Source organism: Natrinema limicola JCM 13563, from assembly GCF_000337475.1.
Lineage (GTDB): Archaea > Halobacteriota > Halobacteria > Halobacteriales > Natrialbaceae > Natrinema > Natrinema limicola.
The window spans coordinates 281,851-301,659 of sequence record NZ_AOIT01000016.1 but is presented as its reverse complement, the minus strand read 5'-3'; the positions used below and the strand labels follow the sequence as shown (position 1 = coordinate 301,659).

The 19,809-nt window shown below is 63.4% G+C and carries 19 protein-coding genes; 12 read left to right on the top strand and 7 right to left on the bottom strand.

Annotation, left to right across the window (positions count from 1 at the left end; translation table 11 throughout):
• Nucleotides 1–29 precede the first annotated feature (29 nt).
• A complete protein-coding gene (locus C476_RS03330) occupies nt 30–506 on the top strand; it encodes a hypothetical protein (protein WP_008009842.1) in 477 nt (158 codons plus the stop codon).
• A gap of 260 nt (nt 507–766) precedes the next feature.
• Nucleotides 767–1,744 carry an SDR family oxidoreductase gene (locus C476_RS03325; RefSeq protein WP_008009840.1) on the top strand — a complete coding sequence of 326 codons (978 nt, stop codon included), beginning with the start codon at nt 767–769 and terminating at the stop codon, nt 1,742–1,744.
• 3 nt (nt 1,745–1,747) lie between these two features.
• On the opposite strand, the gene C476_RS03320 is transcribed toward C476_RS03325, so the two are convergent.
• Nucleotides 1,748–1,999, bottom strand: a complete 252-nt coding sequence (locus C476_RS03320; RefSeq protein WP_241430462.1) for an SPW repeat protein — start codon at nt 1,997–1,999, stop codon at nt 1,748–1,750.
• A gap of 126 nt (nt 2,000–2,125) precedes the next feature.
• Here C476_RS03320 and C476_RS03315 point away from each other — a divergent pair, with 126 nt between their 5' ends.
• Nucleotides 2,126–2,371, top strand: a complete 246-nt coding sequence (locus C476_RS03315) for a hypothetical protein (protein ID WP_008009837.1) — start codon at nt 2,126–2,128, stop codon at nt 2,369–2,371.
• Between the two features lie 89 nt (nt 2,372–2,460).
• A complete protein-coding gene (locus C476_RS03310) occupies nt 2,461–4,089 on the top strand; it encodes an SLC13 family permease (RefSeq protein ID WP_049911557.1) in 1,629 nt (542 codons plus the stop codon).
• Between the two features lie 814 nt (nt 4,090–4,903).
• Here the strand turns inward: C476_RS03310 and C476_RS03305 are convergent.
• Nucleotides 4,904–6,331, bottom strand: a complete 1,428-nt coding sequence (locus C476_RS03305; protein ID WP_049911556.1) for a heme o synthase — start codon at nt 6,329–6,331, stop codon at nt 4,904–4,906.
• 193 nt (nt 6,332–6,524) lie between these two features.
• Nucleotides 6,525–6,812, bottom strand: coding sequence for a DUF7111 family protein (locus C476_RS03300; RefSeq protein WP_008009831.1), 288 nt, complete (start codon nt 6,810–6,812; stop codon nt 6,525–6,527).
• 158 nt (nt 6,813–6,970) lie between these two features.
• On the opposite strand from C476_RS03300, the gene C476_RS03295 reads away from it, so the two are divergent.
• Nucleotides 6,971–7,876, top strand: coding sequence for a DUF3267 domain-containing protein (locus C476_RS03295; protein ID WP_008009829.1), 906 nt, complete (start codon nt 6,971–6,973; stop codon nt 7,874–7,876).
• Between the two features lie 42 nt (nt 7,877–7,918).
• Nucleotides 7,919–8,203 carry a PadR family transcriptional regulator gene (locus tag C476_RS03290; RefSeq protein ID WP_008009828.1) on the top strand — a complete coding sequence of 95 codons (285 nt, stop codon included), beginning with the start codon at nt 7,919–7,921 and terminating at the stop codon, nt 8,201–8,203.
• Nucleotides 8,204–8,237: 34 nt separating this feature from the next.
• On the opposite strand, the gene C476_RS03285 is transcribed toward C476_RS03290, so the two are convergent.
• The gene (locus tag C476_RS03285; protein WP_008009826.1) at nt 8,238–9,383 is read right to left on the bottom strand and encodes an acyl-CoA dehydrogenase; all 1,146 of its coding nucleotides are present in this window, start codon (nt 9,381–9,383) and stop codon (nt 8,238–8,240) included.
• 146 nt (nt 9,384–9,529) lie between these two features.
• Nucleotides 9,530–11,182, bottom strand: coding sequence for a long-chain fatty acid--CoA ligase (locus tag C476_RS03280; protein WP_008009824.1), 1,653 nt, complete (start codon nt 11,180–11,182; stop codon nt 9,530–9,532).
• A 271-nt stretch (nt 11,183–11,453) separates the two neighbouring features.
• Between C476_RS03280 and C476_RS03275 the strand changes: the two genes are divergently transcribed.
• The 6 genes from C476_RS03275 (at nt 11,454) to C476_RS03250 (ending at nt 17,518) form a co-directional block, all read left to right on the top strand.
• Nucleotides 11,454–12,500 carry a phytoene/squalene synthase family protein gene (locus C476_RS03275; RefSeq protein WP_008009822.1) on the top strand — a complete coding sequence of 349 codons (1,047 nt, stop codon included), beginning with the start codon at nt 11,454–11,456 and terminating at the stop codon, nt 12,498–12,500.
• A gap of 91 nt (nt 12,501–12,591) precedes the next feature.
• Entirely contained in the window at nt 12,592–13,014 is a 423-nt protein-coding gene (locus tag C476_RS03270) for a thiol-disulfide oxidoreductase DCC family protein (RefSeq protein WP_008009820.1), read from the top strand.
• Between the two features lie 269 nt (nt 13,015–13,283).
• Nucleotides 13,284–14,018, top strand: a complete 735-nt coding sequence (locus tag C476_RS03265) for a hypothetical protein (protein WP_049911555.1) — start codon at nt 13,284–13,286, stop codon at nt 14,016–14,018.
• 140 nt (nt 14,019–14,158) lie between these two features.
• Nucleotides 14,159–14,953, top strand: a complete 795-nt coding sequence (locus C476_RS03260; protein ID WP_008009815.1) for a class I fructose-bisphosphate aldolase — start codon at nt 14,159–14,161, stop codon at nt 14,951–14,953.
• Nucleotide 14,954: 1 nt separating this feature from the next.
• Complete coding sequence (locus C476_RS03255) at nt 14,955–15,818, top strand: class 1 fructose-bisphosphatase (RefSeq protein WP_008009814.1); 864 nt, start codon at nt 14,955–14,957, stop codon at nt 15,816–15,818.
• A 326-nt stretch (nt 15,819–16,144) separates the two neighbouring features.
• The gene (locus tag C476_RS03250) at nt 16,145–17,518 is read left to right on the top strand and encodes an ADP-dependent glucokinase/phosphofructokinase (RefSeq protein WP_008009812.1); all 1,374 of its coding nucleotides are present in this window, start codon (nt 16,145–16,147) and stop codon (nt 17,516–17,518) included.
• A 12-nt stretch (nt 17,519–17,530) separates the two neighbouring features.
• Here C476_RS03250 and C476_RS03245 read toward each other — a convergent pair whose 3' ends face one another.
• Entirely contained in the window at nt 17,531–18,424 is an 894-nt protein-coding gene (locus tag C476_RS03245; protein WP_008009811.1) for a universal stress protein, read from the bottom strand.
• 72 nt (nt 18,425–18,496) lie between these two features.
• Nucleotides 18,497–19,741 (bottom strand): glycosyltransferase, encoded by a 1,245-nt coding sequence (locus C476_RS03240; protein WP_008009809.1) that lies wholly within the window; start codon nt 19,739–19,741, stop codon nt 18,497–18,499.
• Nucleotides 19,742–19,809: the final 68 nt, after the last annotated feature.

Genomic DNA, 19,809 nt, shown 5'->3' with positions numbered 1-19,809 from the left:
GAATTGATCGTCTCCCCTCGAGTAATCGAATGTCCCGCTCCCGTGACGATCGTCCATCAACGATCACATTTTTCGTCATCATCGTGGTCGTCGTACTCGTGTTCAGTGCGCTTGCGGTCCTGTTCGCACCGGAACTGACGACCAACGAGCCGACGACGTCCGGAGTCGACTCGGATAGGGAGAACGCAACGGACGACCGCGAACACGTCGACGTGTCCGAACCGGCGACGGCCACGAGCGATCCGACCGACGATGGTGTCGATAGCGGTTCGGATGACGAACCCGGAGAGGATTCCCAGTCAGTCGACAGTGATCGTGACGACGGTGCCGGTACTGATGACGACGAGGATGACGACGGCCTCGAGATCGTCGACCGAGCGCTCGAAGAGACCGGTATCACTGACGATGCCGAGGACGCGGACGACCGCGAGCGCGGTCCACCCGTCGGTGCCGGGCCACCCGACGATGCAGGTCCGCCTGACGACTTCGACCCGTTCGATGACTGAGACGGGCTGCTGGACCGAGTTCCCCAGTGTCTCCGCAGGGTGGTCGCGGCCGGCCGGCACTGACTGACAGGAGTCCGTATGTGGCTGCCGGCTATAATCGGTTTCCAGGAATCGGTACGACGGTTCGTGGGGTGTGCCGGCGCTAACGGCCAACCGGAGGCTGTACCGTCCGCTCGGTGCCCGAAATGTATCGCATCTCGTGACACTCCTCGAACCCGACTGACGGGACGCCCTTCACCCATGGGATCATAACGCATCGCATGTCCTCGACTGCACTCGTCACCGGCTGTTCGTCGGGTATCGGCTACGAAACGGCTCGCGTATTGCTGGCCGATGGGTGGGACGTCTACGCGACCGCACGAGACCGCGACCGGGACGGCCTCGAGAACCTGGCCGACCGCGGTGCCGAGCCCGTCGCGCTCGATCTGACCGAGCTCGCGGACGTCGAACGTGTCGTCGGTCGTATCCGCGAGGAGGCCGGCGGCGTCGACTGTCTGGTCAACAACGCGGGCTACGGCCAGTTCGGCCCGGTCGAAGCCGTGCCGACGGAAGCACTCGAGCGCCAGTTCGCCGTCCACTGTTTCGGCCCGCATCGGTTGATGCGGGCGGTCCTGCCGGGTATGCGCGAACGCGGTCGTGGCCGGATCATCAACGTCACCAGCGCTGCCGATCGCCTCGCGCTGGCCGGCATCGGCGGCTATAACGCATCGAAATGGGCCCTGGCAGGGCTAAGCGACGCGCTCAGACAGGAACTGGTCGGGTCGGACGTCGAGGTCGTCGTCGTTCAGCCCGGGCTCGTCGCGACGCCGTTTTACGATCGCTCCCTGCGGGAACTCGACGCGACAGCCGCGGCCGCACGGTCACCGGCTCAAGCCGACGATGACGCGACGACCGGGGCTGCGGACACTGACGTGACCGTCGTCAGACCGACCCAGTATACCGATCTCTACCGCGTTCTCCAGCAGGTCCGCGCCGTCGAGGGTGGTGGTCGCCTCATCAACGACCCCGAAGACGTCGCCGAAACGATCCTGACGGCCGCGACGGTGCCCGACCCCGACACCCACTACCGCGTCGGCCCGCTTCCCCTGCTCGGCTCGCTGTACGGCACGCTCGTGCCCGCCACCCTTCGGGATCGGCTCACGAAACTCGGGATTCGACTGGCTGCGAGTGAACCCGTCCTCGAGTTGCTCGAGCGACGGACGCCCGAGGCAGGGACCGAGCCGTATCCACGACGGTGACGGTTACGTTTGCGCGGCCGTCCCGCGTGGAACCTCGCGGCCGCCGGTGGAGGCGATGTACGCCGACAGTCCTGCGGCGGCGAGGCCTGAGAGGATATTACTCCAGATCAGGCCGGTGGACGCGGCCTCGAGGCCACCAATCGCGAACTCGCTGCCGATGGCCCACTGGGAGATGAAGATCCACAGTCCCAGCAGGGCGACGAGTGACATCACGCCGGTGCTGGTGGCGTTGGTGAGCCAGCAGGAAGATCGCACCGCCGACCAGTAGGTCGTTCCACAGCATTGACGCTGCCGGCCCGAAGACGACCGGATCGCGGAGTAAACGGCTCTCGCGACGTGGATTCCAATAGACACTTCTACTGCTTCTCTGTCCCATTATGCATGGGTGCTTCGGACCTGTATGATCCAGATGGGCTCTCTCCGCTCGCGTGGCGACTGCTCAGGGTCGCGGCTGGATACGACCAACGAGCAGTCGAACGGGAGGTGGACGAACTCATGCAGGCACATATCTCGATGCTCGAGAGCGGAAACCGGTCGCTGTCACAGGCACGACGAAAGACGCTGCTAGAACTCTACAGCGCCGAACTCACCGACGAGCAAGTACGAGCGATCGCCAATCACTTCTAAGAAATACGTTCACAATGGAAATCACCGCTCGTGATACGTTCACGAAAGAAAAGGCTTAATAACGATAATGATAATCGCCGTCTGTATCAATGATACACGGACTATTGGGTGGTTCAAATAAGCGATTAGTACAATTTCTCCTAGCAGGGTTCGGGATGGTGGCCATCGCAGCGGCACCAACGCCGGCTGGCCTCTCGGTCGCGGGCCAGTACGCGATCGCGACCATGTTCTTCGCCGGCTTCCTCTGGGTGACCGGCACGCTCCCGCTGGCGGTCACCGCACTGACGATTCCAGTTTTGCTGACTGGCACCGGAATCTACGAGTCCATGGACACTGCACTTGCGGGGTTCGCGGATCACATCGTCTTCCTGTTCCTCGCGGGCTTTATGCTTGCGAACGGGATTCAAAAGTACGATATCGATCGGCGGATCGCGCTATATACCATCGCCAAGATGGGCAGCTCGCCGCGACGGCTGGTTCTTGCGATCATGATCGTGACCGCCGTGTTGTCGATGTGGGTTTCGAACACCGCGACGGCCGCGATGATGACGCCCATCGCAGTCGGGATTCTCACGCAGGTGCTCGATCGCGACGACCTCGCGTCGTCGCAGGAACCGGCACCCGACGCTGACGCAGCCGACACAGCCGAGACGGCCACCGATGGTGGGGCCGTCGGCTCGACGGGCGACTTCACGAACATCCAGATCTCGATGTTGCTGGGGACTGCCTACGCAGCGAGCGTCGGCGGCGTCGGGACGATTATCGGCACGCCGCCGAACGCGATCCTCGTCGGCCAGCTCAACGCGATACTGGACTACGAGATCGGCTTTGCCGACTGGTTCCTCGTCGGCTTCCCGATCGTCGTCGTGACGCTGCCGCTGATCTGGTTCCTCCTGACGTACGTGCTCTACCCACCGGAGATCCCGCAGGTCGATCAGGCGCGCTCGATCGCCCGCGAACAACTCGAGGCCGAAGGCGAACTCGACCCGCGCGGCAAGCGCGTGGCGATGATCTTCGCCGCGACGGCCGGGCTCTGGATGCTCGGCGGCCTCGGTAATCTCTTCGAACCGTTCCTCTCGAGTGCCTGGATGACGACCCTGTTCGGCGGCGATGGCATGTCGGTTTTCGGCGTCGAGGGCCATCAGGGCCTGCTCTACTACGTGATGGTCGGTGTCGCCGCGGTGCCGGCGCTCGTCCTGGCCGACACGATGGAGTGGGACGAACTGGTCGACATCGACTGGGGCACGCTGTTGCTGTTCGGCGGTGGCATCTCGCTTGCAAACGCCCTCGCGGACACGGGTGCAACGAAGTGGATCGCCGAGACGGTGTTCAGCGGACTCGTCGGCGCACCCATCGTCCTCGTCATCGGCGCGGTCGTCCTGCTGGTCATCTTCCTGACCGAGATGACGTCGAACTCCGCGACGACCAGCATCATCGTCCCCATCCTGATCAGTCTGGGCAGCGTCTTCTCGGCGACGCTCGGACTGACCGACTTCTCGACCGCACTCTTCCTCTCGGTCTCCGGGGCGATCGCCGCGAGCTTCGCGTTCGCGCTTCCGGTCGCGACACCGCCGAACGCCATCGTGTTCGGCAGCGGCTACATCAAACAGCGTCACATGCTCCGGACAGGACTCATCCTGAACGCGATTATGACCGTCATCCTGACGGGAATCATCTGGCTGCTGTTTACGTTCGTCTGGCCACATCTGCTGTGGTAATCGACGACTCCGTTTCGCACAGCCATTTCGACTGATTTTCGGGTGTCGATTTCGTTGCCGGAGCCGACCGGCGTGTCGGCATCCACGGTGCGATTCGTCGCGGTTGCTCGGATACACAGTGTTGTGGTATCAGACGAGCATTGCTTCTGGTGAGGCCGTGACGCCAATCGGGAGGACGCTACTCGAAGGCTAGGAGTGGCAGGACGGAACGACGAAAACTCGGCCTCGAGCCGGCAGACGACCAGCAAGGATCGTCACAGTCGGCCACGAATGTACTCCGAACAGCCAGTGCGAGATCCCACTTCTCACAGTCCCGGAAACGCCGATCGGTCCGAGCAACCACGAGGAGCACGTCGACGCTGGTAGTGGCAGGTTCAGGTGACGACGATCCGACTGCGAAAGAAACTACCGACGTGACGAGGGCGACGAACAGTCCGATCTCGGATCAGCCACGTCGACATCGGGCATCAGTCTCCTAGACCACCGACGACGAGACGCGCCATACAGCTGCGGCGACCGTGGGCATCCGGGAGAAACACGGCGTCACCGGCAGTGAGGTGACGACTCATATGCTCGAGAGAAGCAAGAAACGGAGTCTATGGCAGCGTACACGGCGATGCCGACCTGTCTGGGATTTGCATGACGATCGAAATCGGTAACGGCACCATTGCGTCTCTGGTCGATAGTGACGGTGGTGTCGGCGATGACGGCAGCTACGTAACACCGAAACGGGTGTCACACGAACCCAGAGTCGCCGTGCGACCGGCTGTGTCGTAACTGCAGTTAAACCGTAAGCGTCGCCGTCTCGAGCAATTCAGAACGCCATCGCGTCTACCAGAACTGCGACCAGCACGGCTCCGAGGAACGCGTTCGAGGCGTGGAACGAGCGAAACGCCGCGGCCTCGGTCTGTTCGAAGTGCAGGCGAACGGCGGCCCAGAGGAAGATCCCCCCGAAGAGGACGACCGTCGCGGCGTACAGCATGCCGAGGTCGGTAATCCAGGTCAGTGCGATTGCGCTCGCGAGCGTCGCGGCGATGTAGTAGAGGATGTGTTTTCGAGTGACGGTCTCCCCGCGGACGACCGGCATCATCGGGAAGCCACCGCGGGCGTAGTCGTCCTTGTAGGCCAGCGCGAGGTTATAGAAGTGTGCCGGCGTCCAGAGGAAGATCAGGCCCGCGAGTGCCAGTCCCGGCATTCCGATCTCGTTGGTGACCGCAGCCCAGCCGATGAGCGCGGGCAACGCTCCCGCAGCGCCGCCGATGACCGTGTTCTGGACCGTGTTCGGCTTGAGCATGAGGGTGTAGACGACGCTGTAAAACAGGATCGCGGCGAGGCCGAGCGCCGCGGCCAATCGGTTGATCGTCAGGAACAACGCAAGCGACGCGACGGTCAACGCAAATCCGAACGCGAGCGCGTTTCGAACCGGAATCAGATCGACCGCGAGCGGCCGTTCTGCTGTCCGCGACATCTGCTGATCGACGTCGCGCTCGAGGACGTGATTGAAGGTTCCACTCGCGCCGATCGCCAAGACGCCGCCACCGAGCGTCGCGAGGATGGTCGAGAGCTTGAGGTCGGAACCGGCAGCCAGTGCCATGCCGGCGGCGGCGACCAGACAGAGCAGCCACATCAGGCGTGGTTTCGTCATGCGGAAGTACGCAATCGCAGTGAGCCGTGCGCGGGCCAGCCGGCTCGAGGGGAGCGTCCGTTCGGACGCCGTCGGGACATCCGCTTCGAGTTCCTCGAGCGGTTCCGGCGACTCGATCGCGTCGTCGTCGCTGCCGGTCGCAAGCTCGAGGTCCCAGGCGAGCGCGAGGACGACCGCCGAGAAGATCACGAGCCCGAGTGCGAGGTGGAGCCCGGGAACGATCGCGGCGGGGCCGACCGTCGCGGTGACGGCACCGACGCCGATCTGGACGGCATAGAGGAGTCCGCCAACGACGAGTATCGACCGGACACGGCTCGAGACATCGCCGAGGATCGCAGCGATCGCCGTCGTGGCGACGAGCAGGCCAACGACGGCGGCCGTCAGCCGGTGGGCCCACGCGATCGCGAGTTCGGTCTGGCTCAGCGGGTCGACCGGTGCGTGGCAGGTCGGCCACGTCGAACACGACGCGGTCGCGTTCGTCAGCGAGGTCGTCGCGCCGACGATCAACAGCAAGTAAACGCCCAGTGCAGTCACTGAGAGCAGCGCTGAAAAGCGTCGTCGAGTACTGATCGGACGGGGGAACGACTCTGTTGCCACGGCTATTCTCGTCTACATCGTTTGACTCCTGATATTTATGGCTCCCGCTTTTGCCGCTTTCATCCGCCCCCTTCGCATTTCGACTAGTTTTTTCCGCTTTCAGCCGATCGGCTCGTGGCACAACCGTGAGCGAATCCGGCAAGCAAGTCGACTCCGAGGCGGCGACACCGGCCGCTGTGGTCGTCGTCCGACGCTACATTCCCATGTCCGCGGCCGCGTCCGGAATCGGGAGGTCGTGCGGCGAGACGGCCAGTAGTTCGCCGACGTGGTCGAGTGCCATATCGAACCCGTAGTAGCGCTCGAGTTCGTCGCCATCGGCGGCTGGCCGCACTTTCAACATCGCGTATCCCTCGCGGTTCTGTGCGATCGCTGCCGTAGTGCCCGTTTCGTGCTCGAACGTCAGGAGTCGTTCCGTCTCGGTTTCCTCGTAAGTGGCCGTAATGCCGTTTGCATCGGCCGTCCGCTCGTCGGCGTCGGTCATGAACGAACATCGCGAGGCAACCACCGGGTATCTATCGGTTCTCGTCTGACATGCCTCGCTGGGACCGACACAGGGAGCCGATCTTCTGTCCCTGACCGACATGGCCACGGCGGACGCACATCGACACCGATTTTTCGGTTGCCTTCGAGAGTCGCCTCGTGAGCCGTTCCGAGTCACAGACGGCCCGCCGGCCGCTCGCGGCGTTCGAACTCACGCGAGCGGTCACACTCCAGTGGCTTGCCGTCTCTGCGATCGGCTTTTTCGGCTTCGCATACGGCTTCGGGCACGTCCTCGCCTGGGTTCGTGGCACCGCACTCGAGCCGATCGTAATCGCGCCCTCGTCGCCGCCGACGGTGCTTGGCTGGCTCGCCGTCTCAATCGGCCTGCTGGTCTGCGTGGTCGTCCCTCACGAACTGCTTCACGGCGTGTTCCTCGCGCGATACGGCGAGAGCCCTGACTACGGGATCGGCGTCTCACATTTCGTTCTGCCCTACGCCTACGCCGGAACCAGCGGTGCGCGCTATACACGGAACCAGTTACTCATTGCTCTGCTCGCACCGTTCGTGGTGCTGACGGCCGCCGGCATCGCCGTGATGGTCATCGTCCCTACGCCCGTGTTGATCGTGCCGCTGGCAGCGAACGCGGCCGGCTCGATCGGCGACCTCTGGATGGCTGCTGTCCTCTACCAGTATCCCGCTGACGTTCGCGTGGGTGATCCACCCGGTGACGTCCGCGGCTTCGGCATCTACGGCGCGCGTGGCCAGCCGCTCAACCGACGGCCAGGCATGCCACTGCTCGCACGGTTTCTGTCCGGGGGCGTCGGTACCCTCGCCATGATCGGACTCTACGCCTTGGGTGCCGTGTTGCTCTCGCTTGCCGTTGGCTCCGGCGATGTTGTCCTCGGCGATCCAGACGCTGGGTGGCTGCTGTTTCGCCACTATCGCCTTCCCGACGGCACCGCACTGCTCGAGGTCGGCGATCGAGCCCTACTCGGCGTCGCCGCCCTTGGCGGGGCCATCTGGACAGCCATCGTGACTGTCCACCGATGGCTCGAGTCGAAATAAGAAACCATAACGCTCGAGCGTGTCCCATGCCGACACCGTCACATGAGCAAGTGGCTTCGAAGCGGCCGCCGCCGAGACATCTGTTTCCTGCTCGCCGCAGCCGACGACGTCGAACTGCGCGGCCAGCAACTGAAATCACGCCTCGAGTCCCACTACGACGATCGGCTCGAGCCCAAGTCGTTCTACGGCTCGCTGTCGGCGCTGGTCGATGCGGGGTTCGTCGAGAAGCGAACCGAGGGACTTCACGATGTCTATGCGCTGACTGACGCTGGAGAACGACGGACACAAGCGCACGCCGAGTGGGTTCGGGCGTGTCTCGAGGACTAACGATCGAGTCAGGCTCGCGAACGATGTGCAGTCGCTACTGCTCGAGCAGCTGGTCGCCGATCGTGTTCCGGAGCACTTCGCTGGTGCCCTCGTAGATCTCGTTGAGTTTGGCGTCGCGGTAGAACCGCTGGGCGGCGAAGTCCTTGGTGTAGCCGTAGCCGCCGTGGATCTGGATGCCCTCGTTTGCGACTTCGCGGCTCACTTCGGAGGCGTAGAGTTTGGCCTGCGAAGCGTCCTTGATGTAGTTTTCGCCGCGGATCTTCTTGTCGGCGGCCTTGTGCATGAGCAGTTTGGCGGCCTGGATCTTCGTGTCCATGTCCGCGAGCTTGTGTTTGATCGACTGGAACTCGCCGATGGGCTGGCCGAACTGCTCGCGTTCGGTGGCGTAGTCCCGTGCTTCCTCGAAGGCCGCGCGAGCGATGCCGACGCCACGGGCGGCGATCGTGATCCGGCCACCGTTCAGGGTCTTCAGTGCGTGGACGAAGCCCTCACCCTCGTCGCCGAGCCGTCGATCTTCGGGGATACGGAGGCCGTCAAAGCGGAGTTCGGCGGTCGGACAGCCCTTGTCGCCGAGTTTCTCCTCGGTGCCTTCGACGATGAAGCCGTCGTCCTCTTCGGGACGGACGATGAACGACGAGATACCCTTGTTGCCCGCGTCAGGGTCGGTCTTCGCGAACACGGTAACGGTATCGGCCACGGAGCCATTCGAGATCCAGAGCTTCCCGCCGTTTAGCACGTACTCGTCGCCGTCTTTCTCGGCGGTCGTATCCATGGCGGGGACGTCGCTGCCCGCACCGGCTTCCGAGAGTGCGAACGCGCCGATGTCGTCACCGGCTGCAAGCGGCGTTAGGTACTCCTCTTTCTGATCGTCGTCGCCGAACTCGTAGAGCATGTTCCCCGCCAGCGAGGTATGAGCGGCGACGATCGTTCCGAGTCCGCCCGAGCCACGCGATATTTCCTCGAGGCCGATCGCATAGGAGTGATAGTCGAGGCCAGCACCGCCGTACTCCTCCGGGAAGGGCATGCCCATCAGCCCCAGCTTGGCCATCTCGTCGATGAGATCGGACGGGAACTCGTCGTCGTGGTCGATCTCGTCGGCGACAGGAACGATCTCCTCGTCGACGAACTCCGATACCATATCCCGAATCTGTTGTTGTTCGGGGGAAAGTCCAAAGTCCATATGCGACGGTTCGTGGCCTCGGCCCTTTATTGTTCGCTATTTCGTCTATCGTATTGTCTAAACTGTGTTCTGTTTAGTAGTGTTAGCCTCGAGTGCGAAACGAGTCAACATCGGTATGGCGATCCGGCGGACGAGCGACGCGAGGGTTAGTCGCGATCCGGAGCGGCCTCGTCCGGAACCTGCCCGTCGACGAGCGACTGGTCGGCGTACTCCTGGCGGATATCCTTCTTGGAGAACTTGCCCGTCGCCGTCTTCGGCACTTGCTTGATAAATTCGATCTCGTCGGGCAGCCACCACTTGGGATACTCGTCGGCGAGCATGTCGTCGATTTCGTCGGGCAACGACTCGCGGTCGGCGTCCTCGCCGGGAACGACGAACGCGACCGGCCGCTCCTGCCAGCGCTCGTGGGGGACGCCAACGACGGCCGCCTCGGCGACATCGTCGTGGGCCATGATCGCGTTCTCGAGTTCGACCGAGGAGATCCATTCACCACCGGATTTGATCACGTCTTTCTCCCGGTCGACGATCTCCATGTAGCCGTCCGCGTCGACGGTAACGACGTCGCCGGTTTTGAGCCAGCCGTCCTCGAAATCCGTCTCGTTGGCTTCGGGCCGTTTGAAATACTCCGTCGTCACCCACGGCCCACGGATCCAGAGTTCACCGAACTCCTCGCCGTTCCAGGCGACTTCATTGCCGTCGTCGCCGACGACTTTGAACTCGAGGCCGGGGACCACCAGCCCCTGTTTGCTGCGCTTGTCGATTTTGGTATCGGACGCCGCGTCGTGCAGGTCTGCCTTGAGATGAGAGACCGACCCGATCGGGGCCGTTTCGGTCATCCCCCATGCGTGAAGGACCTCGACACCCTGCTCGTCGAACCATTCGATCATCGATTTCGGTGCCGCCGAGCCGCCGACGATCACCGTCTCGAGCGCAGAGAGGTCGACCTCGTTTTCCGAACAATAGTCCATCAACCCGAGCCAGACGGTCGGCACACCGGCGCTGATCGTCACCCCCTCGTCTTCGATGAGGGTCGCGAGATCCTCTGGTTCGGGCGATGGGCCGGGGAAGACCTGTTTGGCACCGCCTGCGGTCGCCGTAAACGGCATTCCCCAGGCGTTGACGTGGAACATCGGGACGACGGGCATGACGACGTCGTCGTCGGCCATCGGGATCCCCTGTGGCGTCTGAGAGGCCATCGTGTGGCTCCAGAGCATCTGCTGGGTGTACTCGACGCCTTTCGGGTTGCCGGTCGTCCCCGACGTGTAACACATTCCCGCGGGCTGGTCTTCGTCGACGTCAGGCCAGTCGTAGTCCGACTCGTGGTCCTCGATAAACGACTCGTAGGGCGTCGCCTCGAGGTCGTCTGATTCCTCGCTGCCCATAACGACGAAGTCGACGCCGTCGAACTCGTCGTCAGCGTCGGCGACCGCGCCCGCAAGTTTCGGGGCGAGCGATGGATCGACGAAAATGAGCTGGTCGTCGGCATTGTCGACGATGTACTGGATGTGTGCGTCCGGGAGTAGCGGATTGATCGTATGCAGTTGGGCACCCATCGACGGCACGGCGAAGTACGTCTCGAAGTGTCGTGAGTGGTTCCAGCAGAACGTGCCGACCCGGTCGCCGGTCTCGATGCCGGCCGCCTCGAGTGCGTTCGCGAGTTGGCACGTCCGCGCGTCGTACTCGCTGTAGGTGTATCGCTGCAGCCCGTCGTGGTTACGAGAGACGATCTCCGTGTCGGGATACAGGTTGGTTGCACGCCACAAAAACGGTCGCAGTGTTTGGCTTGTTCCCCCTGGCATCGGTGTCTATGCCATATGTTCATACATCGCATTACTCTTTTTATAGCATATATTTCATTTCTGTCTCCAGCCCAGTCGCCGTGGCGTCGGCCACGAACGGCGCTCCACTCGCGGTCGTCGACGGTGATTCGGTGAGCAAGACGGCAGCGGTCCACCACAGCCGGCGAGAGGCAGGCTAACACCCCGGATTCGTCTCTGGCAACGTTCGATCGGAAGATCACGCCGCGACCGCGGTGTTTTTCCCGGATGGTCACCAAACTAACTTGAGTAGATGACCACGGGCCAGCCCGAACCACCCACCGACGCCGACCTCGAGTGGTGTTACGATGCGGTTCATGGCGTTTCGCGAACCTTTTCGATCACGATCGATCGGCTCGAGGAGCCGATGGCGAGACATATCTGTCTCGGATATCTCTTATGCAGAATTGCGGATACGATCGAGGATGCGGGACATATCCCGCCGGAGACCCAGACGGAACTGCTCTCGACGTACGACGAGTTGCTCGATCCGGACGCCGAGCAGTCGGTCGCGTCGTTCATGGACGACGTCGAGCCCTGGATCCCCGAGGAGCGAACCGACGACTGGGAGGTCGTCGCCGAGACGCCGCGAGTGCTCCGGACGTTCGAGTCGCTCGACGAGAAGCCCCGTGAGATCATGCGCGAGCCGGTCCGGGAACTCGTCGACGGAATGGCGATGTTCACCAGCCGCTATGCGAACGAGGGCGGCCTGCGGCTCCAGACGATCGAGGAACTCGAGGAGTATTGCTGGTATGCCGCCGGCACCGTCGGCACCCTGATCACTGGCTTGGTCGCTCGGGGCACCTCACAGGAGCGCGCCGAGGAGATGCGGGAAAACGCCCGTTCGTTCGCGCTGCTCTTACAGCTGGTCAACATCGCAAAAGACGTCGACGACGACTATCACGAGGAGAACAACGTGTATCTCCCCGCCGAGTGGCTCGCGGCGGAGGACGTCGACGTCGAGGCCGTCACCGACGAGGCCCACCAGGGTGGCGTCACGAACGTCATCAAGCGCGTGACAGGCCGCGCCGAACGCTACCTCGACGACGCCCAGCGCTATCTCGAGATCGTGCCCGAACAGCACGGCAACCGGCTCTCAGCGTGGGCAATCCCCTATCTGCTGGCGGTCGGCACGCTCCGTGAACTGCGCGAACGCCCCGAGGATGTCGTCCGCGAGGGCGACGTCAAAGTCTCTCGAGCCGAAGTGTACGAACTCCTCCAGCAGTTCGAGGACGGCGTCTCTCGCTCGCGCCTCGACGAACTTCGCGCGGAGATGTCCGAACAGCCGCTTCATCAGTGAGCCGCTGCTGAACCGTTTCGTGGGACCAGACTGGTCGTGTTCACGCGACCGGAACGCTGAACTACGGACGGTTACAACCAGTAGGTGACCGATGAGCGATGCGAACCCGGACGATCACCCGGTCGTCCTCTTCGACGGCGTCTGCAATCTCTGTAACGGGTTCGTCCAGTTTATCCTCCCGCGGGACACGACCGGGCGCTTTCGCTTTGCATCCCTCCAGTCCGATGTCGGGCAGGAGCTGTTAGCCGAACACGGCCTCCCGACGGACGAGCTCGAGTCGGTGGTCCTCATCGAGGGTGACGACTGCTACACCAAGTCGGACGCGGTCATCCGCATCGCGGAACTCCTCGGCGGTATCTATGCCCTGCTCGGCCCGTTTCGCGTCCTGCCGCGTCGCCTCCGCGACTGGGCGTACGATTTCGTCGCCGCCCGTCGCTACCGCTGGTTTGGGAAGAAAGACCAGTGTGCAATGCCACCGAGCGACGTCAGCGTCGGCGAGCGATTTCTCGAGTGACGACGTGCTGAGCGGCGAATGTGTGGCCATACTGTCGGCCCGAAATCAGCCGCCGAGCGCAAGATGCCGTCCCAGCAACGGATCAATAGCCGAGTGCGGCAACGCTGGATGCCCATGGAAGGAACGGCGGACTGAACGTCTCGACTCTCGTGTATCAACTATCAATAACGTGTCTGTCTAGCGGTCCGCAGTCCCGCGATTAGCCGCGTGACGACCGAGGACAAGTTTCAAGACGAGACAGTGTGAGCTATGGATGACTGGTGAACCGCGTGAGCAAGAACGATGTCGTTCCTGACTCGAGTGAGGGGGGAGCCGAGAGTGAGGGCGGCAGGTCCCGCGTCGTCGATATCGGAATCACCGTTGACGTCGGGGCCGCCACCGAGGATGAGGGCGCGACTGCTGTCGAACTCGAATTCGACGAAGACGATCTCCTCGAAGCGGCCGAGTCCGGAGCAGAGACCACTATCGGGACCGAACCGGTGTCTGAAGCCGGACTGGACGCCGCGGAACGCGAGACACTCGAGGACGCCGGGATCGACCCCGATGTGGTCCTCGAGCGGGAGTGTTCGTACCGTCGATTGTGTGACGACGGAGTCCCCGAACCGATCGCGGACGCCCTCCGCAGACGGTTGTCGCTGCCGTGGTCGTTCGAGACCGACAGCGATCTCGATCGGCGCTCGACGGCGGTTCGCGGACTCGGTGAGGCCGAACGCGAGTGGATCGAAGTCAGCGGGGACGAGACCTGGCAGGCCTTCGAGTACGACCACACGGAGCCGATTTCGGTCGCTCGAGACCAGCCTACGGAGCGACCGTATCCGAAGCCGACGCCGGTAACGGCGGTGACGGGTGTCGGCCCCGCTGACGCCGACACGCTGGCCGAGGCCGGCATCCAGTCGGCAGAGCGGCTGGCGACGATCGACGCGATGACCGTCGCCGATCTGCTGGATCTGAACGTATTACACGTCCGGATGTGGCGACACAACGCCCGGGACCTGCTCGAGTAATCTCGCGGGTGCGCTTTGTTTATCCCAGGCCCGAACCGGCTCCCGTCCGCCGTTGCTACTATTTCTAACTACGGCCGTACTCAATACTCGATGCGACGGATCATCAGAGATTTATAGCGGCCTGTTGGACCGTCTAACAGATGATTCCGATCGACGACTCTCCGATCGTTCGCGACGGCAAGTCACTGATTCTGGCGATGGACCACGGACTCGAGCACGGTCCAGTCGACTTCGAGGATGTTCCGGAGAAACTCGACCCGTCGACGGTCTTCGAGACGGCGACCCACGACGCCGTTACCGCGATGGCAGTCCAGAAGGGAATCGCCGAGGGCTACTACCCCAGCTACGAGGACGACGTCAACCTGCTGTTGAAGCTAAACGGCACGTCGAACCTCTGGATGGGCGAGCCCGACTCGGCGGTCAACTGCTCGGTCGACTACGCCGCGGAGCTGGGTGCCGATGCGCTCGGCTTTACCGTCTACGGCGGCTCGAACAACGAGATCGAGATGGTCGAGGAGTTCCGCGACGCCCAGGAGAAAGGTCGCGAATACGACCTCCCGATGGTCATGTGGTCGTATCCCCGCGGACAGGGCCTGAAAAACGATACCAAGCCCTCGACGATCTCCTATGCGACCCGGCTGGCTCTCGAGCTCGGTGCCGACATCGCGAAGGTCAAATACCCCGGCAGCAAGGACGCGATGGCCCACGCCGTCAAATGTGCCGGCGACATGAAAGTCGTCATGTCCGGCGGCTCCAAAACGTCGGACTACGAGTTCCTCTCGACCGTCGAAGCCGTCATCGACGCCGGTGCCAAGGGTCTGGCCGTCGGCCGCAACGTCTGGCAGCGCGAGGATCCAACCCGACTGCTCGACGCACTCGAGCAAGTCATCTACGAGGAGAAAACTGCTGACGCTGCGCTCGAGGCGACCGAATAGGATGACCGCCTCCGATCCCGATCCGGTCGACGACGTCGTCGCCACGATCGCCCGCTCGGCGGCCGAGATCCGCCAGGGGCTGGTCGGTCGCCGGGGGAAAGCCGACGAGGAGAACCCCAGCGGCGAGACACAGGCCGAGGCCGACATCTGGGCCGACGAACTGCTCGCCGACCGGCTGTCGTCGATCGACGGCGTCGGCCAGTACGCAAGCGAGGAACGATCCGAGATCATCGATGCCGGCGACGACCAGGTCTACGTCGCCGTTGATCCCCTCGATGGCTCGTCGAACCTGAAATCGAACAACACGATGGGGACGGTGTTCGGCATCTACGACGAACCCCTCCCCGCGCCGGGCTCCGCGCTCGTCGCGTCCGGCTGGATCCTTTATGGCCCGATTACGACGATGGCGTGTGCCCGGGACGGCTCGGTCACGAAGTACGAACTCACCGGCGGCGGACGAACGGTCGTCGAGGAAGGCGTCACCTTGCCCGACGAGCCGCTCGTCTACGGCTTCGGCGGACGGGTTCCCCACTGGCACGACGACTTCCGGGAGTACGTCCGCGAGATCGAGTCAGATCCCGGTCACAAACTCCGGTACGGCGGCGCGATGATCGGCGACGTCAACCAGGTGCTGACCTACGGCGGCATCTTCGCCTACCCCGCCCTCGAGAACAGCCCCCGTGGCAAACTCCGCCTGCAGTTCGAGGGGAACCCGATCGCGTATCTCATCGAAGCGGCCGGCGGTCGCTCCTCCGACGGGAGCCAATCGATACTCGAGGTCGAACCCACCGACCTCCACGACAGGGTGCCACTCCACGTCGGCAACGCAGAACTTATCGATCGGCTCGAGGACGCGCTCGAGTGAGACAGACCCCTGTGACGAGTTCCCGGTTGGCCTGCAGGACGGGTCGCGGGCCCACCGGAACCCACTGACGGGAGTCCGGATGACCGACGACCACGAATCAGATTTCGTATTTTGCGACCGTCTGGATCGTCTCTACCGCGACGTCCAGCGAGATTTTTCCGCGACGGCGTCCGTAGCGTCGCCGTTTACCCCCTCGACCCACCGGACGAACGGCTCTCGTGACGTCCGTCCGTCACTCGGACGACACGCACGGTAAGACGTTCGCAGGGGGACGACGGCACGGGCACCCCAGGATTATTCCGCTGTGTCTGGGAGGAAGCCGTGTCATGCAGGACGCCCACGCCCAACTGGAGGCGGATATCGCCGCGCTCGAGGCACTGCCAGTGTTCATCGCGTACAACGCGAACGTCGACGCGATCGTTCGGGTCGACGAGAAACTGGAATCGTTTCTCGAGCGACCGGCCGATCCCGGAGCGGACGTCCCCCCAAGTCCGCTGGCGTCGAAACGAGAGCTCGCGGCGGCGATCGCACACACGATGGCGGCCGGCCAGAGCGACGAGATCGCGATGACCGACGAGTTCGCGACGAGCCTCGAGTCCGAACTCCCCCCGGACAGCCAGCAAATAGGCGGCCAAGCGGGGATCATGACCAACCTGCTCACCGCGCTGGGGACGGCACCGATCACGTACACGTACCTGCTGTCCGAGCGACAGGTGTCGATGTTCGAACACCCCGAGACGATTCGGTATCCGACCGTCGAGGACAGCCAGGTGAGCTACGTCCCACTGCCCGAGGCCGTCAACACGGATCGAACGAAAATCAACTGGGTGTTCGAGTTCAGGGAAGGCGACGAGTTCTTCGACGTGACTGCGACGGAAGACACCCGCTTTATCGCCGCCTCGAGACCACCGGAGTTCGACCTGACTGCGGGCGACCTCGACAAGACGATCGATCAGGTCGGCGAGGACGTCGACGGAGCCCTCCTCGCGGGGTATCACAACCTCACGCCCGACCACGTGAAAGACGGATACGAGGAGACACACCGCCACGCACGCGAGGTCATCCGCCGACTCCGGTCAGGAGGCGATGTCGACGTCCACATCGAGTACGCCGTCACCCACGACGACGACCTCAGAGCAAGTATGTACGAGTGGATCTTGCCGGCGGCGAACGTCGTGGGTGCTGATACGCACGAGCTGACGATGCTCCACGACGACGCGAACCTTGGGGTGGTGGCGGATCCGCCGTCGGAGGCGACGCCGTTCGAACCGGACGAAATTCTCGAGCACTACCGGATGCTCGAGGCAGTTCGCGAGGGACTCGGCGTCGATTGCGTTCAGTTACACGCCATGGAGTATCACCTCGCCGTGATGGAGTCGTCCCACTCGCCGGAGGCCGTTCGACGGGGGCTCGAGTTCGCTGCCGTCAACGCTGCGGCCAAAGCGGCCCGCGGGACAATCACGTCGCCCGACGACCTCGAGACCGGGCTGGCGTACGAGCCCTCGGCGATGGGCCGCGAGGCGATCGAACTGCTGGCAGAGCACATAGACGAGCCGGCCGAGGACGGGATCCTCGAGACCCCCACGGTCGCCGCCTGTCCCAACCGCGTCGTCGACGAGCCGGCGGGCACAGTCGGCATCGGCGACATCGTCTCGTCCTCGAGTTTCATCCTGGAACTCGCCGTGGCCACCGACCGGTAGTCGGCGACGACATCACGGCGACTCGGCGCTGACCGGCACACAAAACACCGGTACCGTCGTCTGACGGACGACGTTTTCGGTGACGCTCCCGAGGAACCACTGTCCGATCCCCGTCCAGCCGTGGGTTCCCATGACGATCAGGTCGACGTCGTGCTCGCTCGCGTACGCGGTGATCTCGACCACCGGGGAGCCGGTCACGATCGAGTCGGAGACGCTCACGGCAGCCACCTCGCCGCGTTCTCGTACTGCATCGATCGCTTCTTCGCCGCTCTGCTCGAGGGCCTCGAGGGCCTCGTCGCGCTCTCGTGTGTCGATAAACGGACTCGTATCGATCGAGTAGAGCGTGTGGACAGACGACTCGAGCCGGGCCGCGAGTGCGATTCCCCACTCGGTCGCGATCGCTGCTCCGTCGCTGCCGTCCGTGGGCAAGAGCAGTCGGTCGAAGCGGACGTCGTCGATCCCGGCTTCGACGGCGTTTGGGGGGACGGCGAGGACGGGTTTTCGTGCCGTTCGGAGGACGTTCTCGGTTACGCTGCCAAGGAAGACATTGTCGAGTTCCGTGTGGCCTTTCGTCCCCATCGCGATGACGTCGATCTCACGCCGGTTTGCATACTCCCTGATTGACTGAAACGGCGTTCCCTCTCTGACCCTCGTCGTGACGTCGAGGTCGTCGTCGTACGCCGCGGCCAGCCCTGCGATTTCCTCGACCGCTTTCTCGGCTCTCTCCTCGAGCGGTGGCTGTTCTACCTCGTCGAAATCTGCAATCGAGAGTCGGGATTTGACGACCGACAGGACGTGGAGATCCGCAGCCGTCCGCGACGCGAGCGCGATTCCGCGTTTCGCACCTGCGAGCGCCCCATCGCTGCCGTCGGTCGGTATCAGTATCGATTCGATGAACCGGCTCATTGGAGAGTCCTGTATTGCTTCACCGACTCGGCGGTTAATTGTATGGGGGGAGGTTGCTGGGAGGCGTCGCTATTAGCTGTCACGGTTGAGCGTCTCGACGAAAACCTCGAGGAGATCGACGAGCTGCCGAGGGAGCAAGAACCGTTTGCGAACGTGTTCATGGGCGTTCGCACCGAACTGCGTTCGGCGCTCGTCGTCCTCGAGGAGCGCGACGATCCGGTCGCCGGCGGCTGCCGTGTCGTCCGGCTCGACGAGGTAGCCGTTTCGGCTGTCCTCGACCTGCAGCGGGATCCCGCCAACCGTCGATCCGACGACTGGCGTACGCTTCCAGAGTGCCTCCGAGACGACGATTCCGAACCCCTCGCGCAGGGATTTCTGGACGACGACGTCCGATAGCCGCTGGAGGGCATTCACCGTCGTGTCCGGGAGATCCGTCAGGACGTGAACGTTCGGATCGTCGACCGCCTCGCCGGCGACCTGCTCGTACAGCACCAGCCCCTCCGGATCGTCGCCGGCCATCCCACCAGCAAGCACCAGCTGGAGCTCCGGGATGTGCTCCCGGGCACTCCGATACGCCTCGAGCGTTCCGAACTGATCCTTCCAGGGATCGAAGCGTGACACCTGGGTTACGACCGGCGCGTCGAACGAGAGCGGATCCAGTCGGTCCCGTTCAGTCGCCAACTCTTCCTCGTCGAGCGATCGGTTCTTCTCCGTCACCGGGTCGATCGACGGGTAGACGATGCTCGTCTCCAGACCGTCGATCGCCTTCGCGTACGCAGAGCGGCTGAAAATCCCGTGATCGATCCAATCTGCGTACGCCGACACGAACGCGCGGTACTCCGCAACCGGGTCGGTGAGATCGACGTGACACCGCCAGACGATCGGCGCATCCGGAAACCGCTCCGTGAGTCGCTCGAGCATGCCGAGTGGCTGTGGATCGTGAGCGACGACGAGATCGTATTCGTCCTCGATCTCGGCCGCGTTCCGTGCTGTCACCTCGCGATAGATCGCTTTCATCTCGTCGGTCAACGGCTCGCCGCTCCCCTGGAGGCCGTTGTGAACCGCCTTCGTGACCTCGAAGAAGTCGTCAGCAGCGTCCATGACGAGCCAGTCGGTGTCGATACCGAGATCGTTGCAGACCGGCACGATCGAACGGAGCAGTTCCGCGACCCCGCCGCCGGTCGCCGTCGAATTGACGTGGAGGATCCGGACGTCCGAAAGCGCCTCGGCGACCGAACGAAGTCGCTCGAGGCGGTCGCGTTCCGTCACACCGGCGTACGCGTCGATCGAGCGGTTCGGTAACGAGGGAGCGTGCATCGTCCGTACCCGTTCGGACGACGACGACGCTCGTATCAGTTGGGGATGTTTTCGAAGCTGAACAGTAG